Annotated in this window: 11 protein-coding genes; all 11 read right to left on the minus strand. The window is 36.0% G+C overall.

Annotated features, from left to right (window positions below):
• Window positions 1–1223: 1223 nt before the first annotated feature.
• From LG003_RS12590 to LG003_RS12640, 11 genes are read right to left on the minus strand one after another with little or no spacing between them, the layout of a single operon-like run.
• Window positions 1224–2570 (minus strand): MATE family efflux transporter, encoded by a 1347-nt coding sequence (locus LG003_RS12590; protein ID WP_262980880.1) that lies wholly within the window; start codon window positions 2568–2570, stop codon window positions 1224–1226.
• Window positions 2567–3430, minus strand: a complete 864-nt coding sequence (locus LG003_RS12595) for a glycosyltransferase (protein WP_112879284.1) — start codon at window positions 3428–3430, stop codon at window positions 2567–2569. The genes LG003_RS12590 and LG003_RS12595 overlap by 4 nt, the downstream gene beginning before the upstream one ends.
• Before the next feature lie 11 nt (window positions 3431–3441).
• Complete coding sequence (locus LG003_RS12600) at window positions 3442–4227, minus strand: inositol monophosphatase family protein (protein WP_112879285.1); 786 nt, start codon at window positions 4225–4227, stop codon at window positions 3442–3444.
• Between the two features lie 6 nt (window positions 4228–4233).
• The gene (locus LG003_RS12605; RefSeq protein ID WP_112879286.1) at window positions 4234–5745 is read right to left on the minus strand and encodes a carbamoyltransferase C-terminal domain-containing protein; all 1512 of its coding nucleotides are present in this window, start codon (window positions 5743–5745) and stop codon (window positions 4234–4236) included.
• Between the two features lie 56 nt (window positions 5746–5801).
• The gene (locus tag LG003_RS12610) at window positions 5802–6050 is read right to left on the minus strand and encodes a carbamoyltransferase N-terminal domain-containing protein (RefSeq protein ID WP_112879288.1); all 249 of its coding nucleotides are present in this window, start codon (window positions 6048–6050) and stop codon (window positions 5802–5804) included.
• 14 nt (window positions 6051–6064) lie between these two features.
• Window positions 6065–7150, minus strand: coding sequence for an inositol-3-phosphate synthase (locus LG003_RS12615; RefSeq protein WP_112879289.1), 1086 nt, complete (start codon window positions 7148–7150; stop codon window positions 6065–6067).
• A gap of 1 nt (window position 7151) precedes the next feature.
• A complete protein-coding gene (locus LG003_RS12620; protein ID WP_262980881.1) occupies window positions 7152–8009 on the minus strand; it encodes a glycosyltransferase family 2 protein in 858 nt (285 codons plus the stop codon).
• Between the two features lie 7 nt (window positions 8010–8016).
• Window positions 8017–8958: a glycosyltransferase family A protein gene (locus LG003_RS12625; RefSeq protein ID WP_262980882.1), complete on the minus strand. Its 942-nt coding sequence runs from the start codon at window positions 8956–8958 to the stop codon at window positions 8017–8019.
• Window positions 8940–10169, minus strand: coding sequence for a DegT/DnrJ/EryC1/StrS family aminotransferase (locus tag LG003_RS12630; protein WP_262980883.1), 1230 nt, complete (start codon window positions 10167–10169; stop codon window positions 8940–8942). The genes LG003_RS12625 and LG003_RS12630 overlap by 19 nt, the downstream gene beginning before the upstream one ends.
• Before the next feature lie 8 nt (window positions 10170–10177).
• Window positions 10178–12133, minus strand: coding sequence for a carbamoyltransferase family protein (locus tag LG003_RS12635; RefSeq protein ID WP_262980884.1), 1956 nt, complete (start codon window positions 12131–12133; stop codon window positions 10178–10180).
• On the minus strand, window positions 12130–13254 hold the full coding sequence (locus LG003_RS12640; protein ID WP_112878678.1) for a Gfo/Idh/MocA family protein: 1125 nt from the start codon (window positions 13252–13254) through the stop codon (window positions 12130–12132). Before LG003_RS12640 ends, LG003_RS12635 begins: the two co-directional genes overlap by 4 nt.
• Window positions 13255–13796: the final 542 nt, after the last annotated feature.

Raw genomic sequence — 13796 nt, forward strand, 5'->3', positions numbered from 1 at the left:
GTTATCAACAATTAGTTCAGTAACTAAATTTTATATCTTTGAAAAAATCATCTAGAATATCTTCTTAGTATTAAAATAATATACAATAATGAAAATATAAAACCACCAACCTTTATACTTTCGCTTTTAAAATTAATAAAAATTGGGCATATCGTACTCATATCCTGTTAGAATTAATTGGGCACTAGATAATAAAATAACCAAGATAACACCAAAAATAACTATGATATTGTTATTGTTATTGTTATTGTTATATTTATTCTTATCTTAAAAATAAATATAAAAAACAATATAACAAGAGATAAAACATAATAGTATAATATATCCAACCATGATGATTTAGTAGAAATAATAATTTCGGTATAATCCATTATTCTTTTTCACCAGTAATTTATCGTCAACATTTAAACTTCCTTGGGAACATTATCATGATTAAAATTGAAAATATCACCGCACTTACTCTTATTACCTCATCATTTAAATTCAAAAATCTAAATGGTGGAATCAAGGAATAACTAAATTTAGATATAATTAATTGATCTGTGCAAAAAGAAAACAAAAACAAAAGATTAATTATAAATAGAAAAATACTCTTTTTACTTTCTGTGTATTTTTTAATAAATAAAAAAAACATAGAAAAAATTATCATAAATAAAAAATATAATAAAAAATCCATATCAGATGATTGAGTAGATATAATTAACTCCTGTCCCATATTATTTCTCTTCTTCTGTTATCTTATAAATACTCCAAAGAGTAACACCATCAACCGCTGTCTCCATAAAAACGATTCACTATACATTTAGACAGAAAAACCATAAATATAATTTATGAAAAATAACAAAGATAAACCAATAAAGAAAGGTTTTTCAAAACTCACTAATCCGTGAAATTTACGAAATAATAGTTTCGTATTGGTACTAAGCAGGGATATATATGGCGAAGATTAGCTATATTCGGGTACTAATAAATGACCAGAATTGTGGTTTATGAAAAAATGTGTTGACAAGAGTAAATTATGAACTATTTTGGAAGATAAATTTGTAGTAAAAATAAGCCTCTGTATTTTCAACGTACAGAGGCTTCTTTCTGTTGGTAAACAATAACCCTATTATTACCTATAGGGATTTGATTGTTATAAATAAACCTCGGATGCAAGCAGTAAGTGAGGTGGTCCAGATCTCAAGTTGATACTTGATCGAATCTTAGGGAGGACATCATAATTAATCAGACACGCTAATAGTTCTCTGCCATTTTTCTCCAATCACTCGAAAGGTTGAAAGGACCGCTTTTACCATGTCTTCCACCATTGGCGCAATGAAAGCCAAAAACAAAGGTAAATCTGTATAGAAAAGTATTATGTAGCAAAGGGGTATACCAAAAAACCATGCTGCTACCACATCCATAATGATGATAAAGCGATTGTCTCCCCCACTCCTGAGAGCGCCGACGATATTTATCGTTGAAAGTGACCTGATAACAATAGTAAATAATACAATAAAATAAGCGCCCTGAATAAAGTCAATAGACCTTTGTGATAACCCAGGATAAAAGGATAAAATAAACCCATTTAGCAGATAGAGTAGGACTGCGAGTAGTAAAGCGAATGCCAAACCTAATGCTATACACAAACGTGATATAGCCGTGGCTCTTTCATACTCCTTTTTGCCTAACGCTTCACTTATCACGATCCCTGCAGCAATTGCAATCCCCCAATAAGAAATATGGGCTAGGTTAGTAATTGAGGAGATCACTGCTGCTGAAGCCACTAAATCTTTGCCTTGAAAAGCAATTATTAAAGTGTATAGGTTCACACTCGCCGCCCACAGTAAAGCATTTATAGCTTGCGCACCTCCTATATTCAGCAACTCTCTAGAGGATTTGCACTTATAATTAAACTTGTAAAAGTCAAGGTACAATCCATTGTACTTTTTTAATAGAAAGAATATGATTAGCCCTATTTCTACTAACTTTGAAAGAATTGAGCCCAATGCAGCTCCAATAAATCCAAGTCCATCCACATCAGCTATGCCAAAAACCAAAAAATAGCTGAAAAAGATATTGGAAACAACACCACTTGCAGATATCAGAAACGCTAACAATGTGTTACCGAGCGCATTGAGAAGACCTATATAGACTTGAATGATGGCAGACGCCAAAATTGTATATGAAATGACATCAAGGTAGTCTATTGCTTTAGAGGTGTAATCCTCCTCTCCCCAAAAAAACAAAATAACTTCTTCGTTAAACAGCTTAACAATAGAAAAAATGAAAAATGATAAAGTAAGACTAAGTACAAGCCCATTAGTCACAATCAATTTTAGAGTGTTTGGCAAGTGCTTATTTTGAGCAACTATAACTGATACTGAATTTGAGAAAGAGTAGACTACACTCAAAAAAACTAACACAATACTAGTTGCCAGTCCCATTCCAGCTAGCTCTTCTGTGCCTATATACCCAATCATTATTGTGTCGATAATTGACATCGAAGTAAACAATATCGACTGAGCCATAATCGGCAACGCAAGCTTAATTATTCGATAAGTATCAGTGGTTACGCGAGACGTCATTGAGTCCGCCTCAAAACTGATCTTTGACGAAGTACCTCTTCAATCCCCCAATATTCATGCTGTAATAACAGGTATGTTTCATCTAGTAAATGCTTAGAGTGTATATATTCAAAGGCATTAAAGTTAGATTTCTTTTTACTGACAACGTCTTCTGATTGAGGGATATGCATCGAAGCTGATTCAAAAACGAAACTAAATATTGCTCCCTCTTTCATAAGCCTAATACCCAACTCGATATCCTCGCCTCCCCAAGATCTGAACGACTCATCAAATCCAGATATAGAGTCGAAGAGAGACTTGTGTATAGCTATTACCCCACCCCAGCAATACACCCATGGAGCACGTAAGTTCCGCATATCCATATCATGATATGAAAGATGATAGATTCTAGGATCAAGAAAAGTGGAAGTTGAGATATATAGTTTTAATGCACCTTCGACTCCATAATTTTCAATATCGCTAAGAATGATTTTCTTGTTGTCAGCGCAGTTAGTGATTCCGTAAATATTTCCTAGAGACACACAGCATTTATCACACAAAGAAGGTTCGATAATACTCGAAACAGCATTTTTTTCTAGATATATTCCACAATCAACGAACAATAAAACTTCACCACTGGCAATCCTTGCTCCTCGGTTTCTAGCTAATGACACTTGAAATCCTTCATCCCTTTGAGAAACGACAATTATTTCATGCATGCAATTAATATTATTTACATTTATGGGCTCGTCTGAACCGTCATCAACTATCACCACCTCCAATTCAACCTTATTTGGTAGTATTTGATTATCTAAAGATGCTATAGTCGATAGTAATTGAATCGTATTATTATAACAAGGAATGATAATACTGATAATCATAATAAGCCAGCCTAAAATATCTCACTTTTAATCATTTTTACAATATCATGCCTACCACATATTAATGCTTGAGCACTGCTTATATCACTAAAAGAATAATGTACCTGAAAGCCTGCCTCCTTTAATATAATATATCCCGCTGCGACATCCCATTGATACAAATTTAGCTCAAAGAACGCAAGCAGACGGTTTGCAGCAACGTATGACATACAGAGAGCTGCGCTACCATTTCTATAGGGCAAGTAGCCAAACTCAAGTAAACTTGTTAATGCTTTTGAAATTTTCCTCTTGTCATCACGATAAGACGTACCAAACGCTAAGTAAGGCATAGGACTATGCTCCTGCTCTACAAACGGCTGGGCGCTTGCAGATAATCTTGTGGAATTTAAGAAAGCTCCTTGAGCATGGTAAGCACTAAAACATTCTTTACGAATTGGATCGTAGATTAAACCAAATAATATGCTGCCTTTCCTAAAGGCAGCAATAGATATACACCATCCAAACACACCTGTGGAAAAGCTATGAGTTCCGTCAATTGGATCAATTAGCCAGATATATTCGCTTGTATCTGTAAAGTGATGAAAGGAAGACTCTTCAGAAACAATCGTATCACTAGGAAATATATCTGAAATGGAGCTTTTTATATACTCATCTACAATCAGGTCAGCACTGGTAAGCACATCTCCTTCTTTTTTATGTTCACATATAAAAGCTAGGTTGTTAAACATTTCTAGTGCAATATTTCCTGCATCTGCAATAACTTGCTTGGCATGTACAAACCTTTCATCCTTTAGCATACTTCTCTACTTCCTATGAATGAGATAGTTATCTATAATTAAAAAATCCAGCTTGCTTTCCCTATAGAAATTAATCGCATCTTCGGGAGTTTCTACAATGGGAGTGTCCTTGCCATTAAAGGAGGTATTCAGCAAAATTGGGACATCTGTAAGTTTGTAGAACTCATTAATAAGATTATAGTAGTTTCTGTTTAATTCTCTAGTCACTGTTTGAACGCGAGCAGTTCCATCGACATGTACTACCGCACCAATTTGCTCTGATTTCTCTGGTATTACTTGTGAAACCTTGATCATATAATCGCTATCTTCATTGCCAGGCTTAAAGAAGTCTGAATACCTATCCTTTAAAATTGAAGGCGCGAATGGACGAAATTCTTCACGATTCTTGATTTCAATGTTGATATAATCGAGCATCTCTTTTCTTCTTGGATCAGCTAATATACTCCTGTTCCCCAAAGCCCGAGGTCCAAATTCAGATCCCTTTCTAAAACACCCGACTACCTTTCCCTCACTAATATGCTTTGCGACAACTTCTTCCAAATTACCCGGCTTAGTTATTACATAGTTGTCATCCAAGTATTTGCATAGACTAGACTCAGAGGTATCATACTTTATGCCAAAATATGGGTTTCCATTAAATAGGACTTTTTCTTTATTAAGTACTTTCATCCAACCGTAATAACATGCTCCTATTGCAAGGCCATTATCACCAGCAGCTGGCTGAATATAAACATTCTTGAATGGCGTATTCTGCGTTATTTTACTATTAGCTACCGCGTTTAGTGCTAATCCACCCGCATAACATAAGTTATCTGACGAGTACATTTTGTAGTATTCATTAAGCAGATAAAATAAAGCTTCTTCAGTTTGTTCTTGCACCCATTTAGCTAAATCAGCACAATACTGGAAATTATCCTTGATGTTTGTATCTTTTAGGCCCAAGTTCTCAATTAGGTCATAGTTTATCTTGACCCTGGCATCCTTCATCAGAAATAGTTCGCCCGAGAATCTTCCACTTTTACCATATGGTGCCAAGCCCATTAATTTGCCTTCGTTGAAGTCGTTACCGAATACAAACTTACTTGCACCTCCATATAGCCCACCTATGGAATGTTCGATATCATAAGGCGCAATTTTATATCTATTTAGATCATTAAAATTAAATCTTGAGTAATCTTTAAATACTGGTATTACATTATTATTAAAGAATTTATAGTAGCTCTCCTTTTCAAAATAGTCGATATAGTCCGATTTAGATAATTTTGCTATATCGCTGGGAACTAGTCTTATGTCATGATCTAGGCAACTATCAATACTTCCTCCCATGCCATCGCATACAATCACGGCAGACTCTGAAAATGGAGAAGTGCCAACTGCACTGTATGCGTGCGCAATATGGTGACCAATTCTAACAATGGGGAGGTACTCAGGTATAATTCTACCTCGACGTTTGATTACATCATCAGGCTTGTGTTTTTCATTTACCGTATATTTCTCAACAAATAGATCTATACCCAATGGATTTCAAGATGCATCGCGACGGCAAGGGAGTGAATCCCCGGGAGCATAGCAAACTATGTGACCGGGGTGAGCGAGTGCAGCCAACAAAGAGGCAACTTGAAAGATGACGGGTATACATCCTTAAAAGTGATTCCTGCTGCGTTTAAGCAATACCTTATAGCATCATTATCATTAAATCCATCATGCTTAATCTTCGTGAGCCTTTCTTTTTCAATGCCAACGATAATCTTACCATTCTTCATTAAGCACGCTGATCCGTCATGTGATAACCCAGAACCTAAAACATAAATTGGCTTGTTCATAGTTCCCCTCAAACTTAAAACATGTATTTTGGTACTTCAAAGGCAACCAGCTTTTGACATTCAGAAATTGCTTCTTCGATTTTTAACTGCACAGGGGGTGTTTTCTGAGTCCATGCTGAAGGACCTTTTAAGGCACCTTTTAATCCCATGTCTCTAGCAATCTTCAAATAACGTATAGCGTCAATCACAACGCCAGCTGAGTTCTCAGAATCTTGCACCGATAATTTAGTGTCAATTTCGACTTTGCTTCCTCCAAACCCGGTAAGCTCCAAGCGTATATGCGCAACCTTATTATCCTTCAAATAAGGTATATAAGTCGATGGTCCGGCAAAAATAGAATCCTCGTGAACATACACTCCGGCAATTTCATTTTGACTTCTAATAACGTTCTCTTTCGAGATTTTTTTGGATGTTAATCTCTCTTGAACCATCATATTATTAAAGTCAGTATTTCCACCAATATTAATTTGCTGATGATAGTCAACAGTTAGATTTCTTGAGTGTGCTAATTCCTGGTATACTTGTGACAATATTGACGCACCTAAATGACTCTTCATATCATCACCTATGATAGGGATGCCTTTATCGTAGAACTTCTTGTCCCACTCCGGATCAGACGCTATGAAAACTGGAATACAATTAAGCAACGAAACACCAGATTCCAGACAACATTCAGCAAGATATTCGGTAGCCTTCTGAGGGCCAACAGGTAAATAGTTTATCAATATATCTATTTCGTTTTCTTTAAGGCCAGAAACCAAGTCAATTGGTTTTTGATCACTCGAAACCCGAAACCCGCGATCTTCAGGTTGATTGCTCATATACGGAGATACACCATCAAAAACTTCAATTTTCTCGACGATCGGACCTTCTGGCAAATCGGTACAGAATACCCTTGCACAGTTGGGTTTTGCAAAAATTGCTTTTGATATTGGTAAGCCAACTTTCCTACAATCAACATCATATGCAGCTTTCACATTAATATCTTTGATTGAAATACCTAGATTATTAATTATTGGATCGCTATCTGAGTGAAAATAAATCCCTTGATAAAGAGACGAACAGCAATTTCCAACACCTACAATAGCAACGTTAATCATATTAAAAATCCTTTTTGTTAGTGTTTTTTGAAATTATTAAATCATTTAATTTGAATATATTCTCTTCTTTTATAAGCCAATCAGTCATTTCATTACTATACTTCTCAGAAATATACTTTTTATTTTCCAAGTTGGTCTTATAGTTTGCATCATCATCCTCTGGATGAGACAGATGTATACCTTCTATCCCCTCAAACAAATGAAATTGAGAATTAGCTTTGTGTAGCCGGAAACCAAGATCAATATCTTCACCACCCCATGATTTAAAATGTTCATCAAAACAGCCCACTTTTTCAAAGAGTTCTTTTTCTACACTAAATATTGTTCCCCATAAAAAAACCCAAGGTGCAGGCATGGAGCACAATTTATAGTCGAATCTCGCGTACGAGCTTTGGCGAATATCTTTGCCAACACCCAGTTCTTTCATCCTTTTAATTGTGCTGTCTACATCATCTAGGTCAACCTTTAGATCCCACTTATTTTCAGAGTACAGACCGTATACATTTCCAATCGAAACTGATTGTGGGTTAGATATATGGAACTTAATCACGCTCTTAACGAAATCGCTTGGCAAAAGTACGTCAGCATCAACAAAAGCCAGTAGCTCCCCTTTTGCATTTTTAGCTCCAATATTTCTCGCTCGGGCTACACGGAAACCTTCGTCAGGTACATATATATACTTGAGTTTATAGTTGTAAACTTGTTTAGTAACAGCGAGACAAGTCTCATCGCTAGAACCATCATCTACAACTATTACTTCGAAGTCACTAAAGTCCGCACTTTGCTTGTTTAGTAAAGAGAGCAAGGACATTAGGCTTTCTTTTTTGTTATAAGAAGGGATGATTATACTTAGAGTCATAAATTTCTTACTCCTTGATCTTACTTTTTATTTCAAGAAAAGAGGCTTTAAAATTATACATATCTGATAGAGTATAGTTTCCTTGTACAGATAAACAATTATTTAATCTGTTTAGGAATTCTTCAATAACCTCGTTAATATTGAAATAAGCACCAAATTTTTCAATATATGAATTCATTGAGATTATAAAGCCTTCAATATCGTTCTTATACTTTTCTTCCAAAAAGGTATCAGGACGATGCACAGCATCTCCTTTGAACCTATATTTAAATGGAATATCTTCTAGTATTTTAATAAATGCCCCACCCGCAACCATATTCATCCAAGTGACATGATCTTCCGAAACTGAAAAGTCTGGGAATGGACATCTAAGCGCCAAGTCAACATTGACTGCCGTGCCTGACGTCGGGAATATGTACCCACAGTGCCTTATCATATCGAGGTATTTATTGCTTCCTTCTGGAGTATACCGACTATGCTGAACAGCGACGTCGAGCATATCACTCCTAAAGTTTTCGAGAGAAACCGAATTACCACTTTCATCGATTCCGGTAAAGGTTGTGCTAATAATTAAGTCTGATTGATTAATCTGTTCTGCAGCACATAACGTTTTCTCTATACGATATGGATGCGCAATATCATCATCGTCCTGAAAAAAAATGATATTGGCACCATATTTGTGAGCATACTTGACACCAATATTTCTTGCTGATGATACCTCCCCCCTCTTCTCGTTAACTATAAAATGAAATCTATTATCAATTATATCGCTCGGCAAATAGTCTTTTATTCTAACATTCAATCGATCATAGAAACTTGAATTATCATTCACTATTACAACGCACCAATCTGGGGTTGACTGAGCATGTATTGAAAATAAGGTTTCAACCAGATAATCACTATCTCGTTTGCTCTTTGCATGATGAGGAATCACAAACCAACTTGACATTTATGTGCAACCTTATTTATTTCTTTTGCAAAATCAACTATCCAATCTTCCGATTGAAGTAACACTTGATGAGGGAACGCCATTGTTCGATTGTAAAAATTCTCAGCACCTGGAAGCTTATAACTTATACTATTCAGTCTTTCGAAATGGCTATAATACTTGTTTCTATCAACTCGACTTGGTTGGTAGAGTGGATTGTTATTTAAAGGTTTATCAAGCCTTTCAAAAGGTATTCGATATTTCTCTGAGAAATAGTTCGATATTGCTTGTGCTTGTTCATCTTTAACTTCACAATTGAAGTCAACGACACAACGCCAATATACTCTTTGATCAATATTTTCGTCTGCATCAAGGATATTACATATTTTATTTTTTCTAAGGCAGTCATCAAGAATCATGGCGTTTAAACGTCGCTTTTCGTTCTCGCCATCTAATCTTTTCAGACCGTTTAACAAAATGGCACACTGCATCTCAGTAATGTTGTAGTTCCTTCCTTGCACTTCTCCATTACCGGAAATAACCATAAGATTTCTTGGATTTACGCTATCAGTTTTAGCTCTCCCATCCACCATCAAATTTTGTATTATGGAATAGTAAACATCCGAGCTAGTAGCAATAATCCCACCTTCTCCACTAGTAAGTAGTTTTGATTGCTGGGTAGAAAATACAGATATATCAAAAAAAGAGCCAGCCTTCTTTGATTTCCACGTCGCCCCATGGCTTTGTGAACAATCTTCAATAACTTTTAAACCATATTTATTTGCAATAGCACCAATTTTTTTCACATCTACCATGCCGCAATAAGCATGTACCAAAATAATGGCTTTGGTGTTCTGGGTAATATTCTCTCGTATTGCCTTCTCTGATATTTGTCCGGTTAAAGGATCAATATCAGTCAAAACGGGAATAGCACCTAGATTATATACAACTTGGGCAACTGCAACCCAAGTCATACCTGGTACTATGACTTCATCTCCAGGCAAGATACCTATGGTTTCAAGAGCGATGGATAACGCCGCTGTTCCAGAAGTGCATGGAATAGCATGTTTAATACCTATGTAGTCTGCCCATCTTCTTGAGAAAAGAGTACTAAAGTATGGCAATGTTTCAGACTGGCCTGACAACGTCCAACGCGTAGATCTAAGTGCTCCTTCTACATCAGTTAGTAGGTCAACATCGCACACCGGCCAATTCATCTCAAAAGGTTTCATGCATCCTCCTATAACACCAAATTTAATAGCCTTTTGCTTAACAACCGTTTGTAGGCACTTATGATATCGCCTTCTCGAATACGTCCATCAAGTAGAAGTTGACTAATTGTTTTAATGCCATCAGCGACATCAAAACAGGACAACTCTGTCTCTGTAACCCGCTCGCTGTATGTTGCTATATTGATGTAATATGAACAGGATTCACTTGTAGCTTTTTTGATAGTAGTTACAAACTCTTTTTTTATTGGTCGCAATAACTCGTATAGCTTATCACCACGAATTCTTTTCTTAATAATGAAATCGCCGACAACCAAATAGTCCAAGTCTGTAAGTAGAAAGCATTGTATAGCATCATACGCATCACATACAATTGGCTCCGCATTTACATTAAATGAGGTATTCAATAAAACAGGAACCCCTGTAATTTCTTTAAAATTCTTTATTAGCTGGTAGATGTCTTTATTATATTCTCCAACAGCTTGAACTCTCGCTGTATTGTCTATATGTGTTATAGCTGCAAGTTTTTGTTGGTTTTCTTTAACAACCGGGAAATTAAATACCATATACTCCAAGTTCACTTTACAATCTGGAACTAGGAACCAATCTGAAATTTCATCCACCAACACCATGGGTGCAAATGGGCGATAGGACTCTCTCTGCTTAATAATTCGATTAGTTCTATATTTTGATTCAATAGGTCTGGGATCAGCTAGAATACTACGACTACCAAGAGCTCTTGGACCATATTCCATTCTACCTCTAGCCCATCCTATTATCTTGCCATTACTAATTTCATTCGCAAGAAACTGAAACTCATCTTCAGCATTAATAACTTCTATGATATCTTGATTTCTATCTATTATTTCAAGCGCATGTTTACTATTTATATCGGGTCCTAAGTAAACATTGTCGAGTTTATTTCCATTAATCCTAGCGTCAGGATACATTGCGCACATAGCTGCACCGACAGCACTTCCACCATCGTGTGAGGCCGGATGAACAAAAATATTATCAAACAATTCGCTAAAGGCGAGCTTTCCGTTCAATGTACAGTTTAGAGCTACCCCACCACTGAGACATAGATTTCTTTGATTTAGCTTCTTTGACCAGAAAGATATTATATGAAATGCCATCTTTTCCAAGTATTTTTGTATGGAATGCGCAAAGTTTTGATGACTTTTTGAAATATATTCATTTTCTCTTCTTGGCAAGATACCTCTATCTAAAAAGTAAGCAAGTATATTTGTATGATTAAATGAAACCTTTCCACCTTTTTCAAAATTTATAAGTTCTTCGAAAAGTTCATCAAATTGATTTTGTTTGCCATAGGAAGCCAACCCCATTACCTTATACTCATCAAATCGTTCATATCCTAGTAAAGATATACAATCGAGATAATATCTTCCCAGTGATGAAGAAACTGGATATCTATATATACTTCTAACAACCCCATCGATATATGAGTAGATTGATGTAGACTCATCTTCTCCATTTCCATCTATTATGACAACTAATGAACTATCGAAGCCAGAGTTTTCAGCCGCCATGATCGCGTGGGTGTCATGATGACGTACATATTCAATTGGGATATCTTTAACTTCTTCACCAAATTTACGCACAAGTATCTTGTTAATTAAACTTCTAGAAGTTTCGACCTCGAGACTTTTTCTTTCAATATATTGTAAGCCAAGTCCAGTATCTGTATTTAACTCTTCAAAATAAAATGCAATTTTGTCAACATCAGTTATTTCAACTTGTGCTATTTTTAAGCACTCAACAATGGCATCAATAGGAAACTGATTAGAGTGTTTAATCCTATCCAGACGCTCTTGTTCCACAGCCGCAACAACCTTACCATCTTTGATGATTGCAGCTGAGGCATCATGACCAAACCAATTTGGTATATCCCCAATAACAGGTATTTCAAATGTTTCGAAACTACCGCTAATCCCTAGAGTTATCATAAGAAGAATCTCCTTACCCTTGATGAAAATAATTCGATATCTAATAGCGTCTCATTCATTTTAGTAAGCGGCCTAAATTTACTATTCGTCATTATAGTTTCTATGATATTGATGGACTCCAAAGACCGTTTAATATCAAGTAAAGGTTCTAATTTGTAATTTAGTGAAGTGGCTAAGTCTAAGACGCCAGTAGCTTGGTCAATAAAGTGAGTATCATCATATCTTCTGTCTATCTTGTGAGGGTGAAGCATTTTTCTTAGAGAAAAGTGTTCTGGTGGGCGGTCGATTTTATCTTCTTTATTCTTCCTTAAAATTATTGGAGAGTTCGCCATCCATAAATCTTCAACTATTATTTCACCTTCATCTCCAATTATCCGAAAGCTATGATCCTCACTTTCAACAATGCTAAGCTCAATTTTTGCTCTTCTACTATCACCATACTCCAAAGTAAGATCAATCCAATCAGGAGCAGGTGAATCTGTAACTTCTTTATCCGGGTAGATTAAGGCAGAGCTATAGTTCATACTATCTGGCGTCCCCATTAAAGCCAGAATTAGATCAATCACATAAGAACCATGTTCAAAGCCACAACCAACTTCGAATTCATTCTTTGCCGGCCAAGGTGCTCCTGAAAGACTAACCCAACTACCAAAGTTCATTTTATGAACTGGTCCCTCATGGATAGCACTCTTAATTAAACGTATTTCTCCAATTTCGCCAGAACTCAATATCTCCATTACCTTGATGATTGGAGGATTTAATAATAAGGAGGGTGCGCTTGTTATAATACAATTATTATTTTTGGAAACTTCTACCAATTTTCTTGATTCTGTAATGCCCATAGTAAATGGCTTTTCACTGTATACTGAAATTCCATTAGTCACAGCTTCCAGTGACACATTGTAGTGTTCTTCTGGATTCGTCAAGTTTAGCAATATATCAACATTTACATTTTCTAACGCATCGCTTACCGAAGAGTAAGCATCGAAACTATGATAGTTTGAGAAAGCTTCAAGTCGATTGCTATCTCTATCGACACAGCCAACAATATTTAGGCATTCATAGTTATTAAGATTTGACACATAGAAGTCTGCAGCATAACCACAACCAACAATTAGAATATTTAACTTTTTCGCCTAGCCTCCACTTTCAGATTAATGCGCACTAGGTAACCACGCTTATTAATATAATAGTTAACCCACCCTCAAAGGCGATTAAGCAATACGCTAAATTCGAAGCCCATCTATATTCCTACAGTAAATAACTGTGCCTAATTGTGCTCCACTTTCAGTAATCCATGTTGACTACTGGGAAACGGTGAGGCGTTGTTGATCAATTCCTAAGGTCGGAGCATACTTTGGCGAATACCTAGCCAAAGAATATTTGAGCCCAATAGCCATCCCTCTAACCCGCCTTTTAAACTTATTTCGTTGACTTGGGGAATTACGGTTACATTGTCGAGCATATTTCTCAATATAAAAATGCACATAATTTCATAAGATGCGACTCAGTTATCAGATTGAAAATAACTATCTCACCTATGCTGGAATGGTATCGCCTAACACAAAATATGTAACCGTTCACCAGTCCCTAATTGACATTCCAATGTGGCCAAGCACATGTAATGACCCAAAGAAGAGTTTGACATGATATTGTGTCACTC

The organism is Photorhabdus kleinii (assembly GCF_025384885.1).
GTDB lineage: Bacteria > Pseudomonadota > Gammaproteobacteria > Enterobacterales > Enterobacteriaceae > Photorhabdus > Photorhabdus kayaii.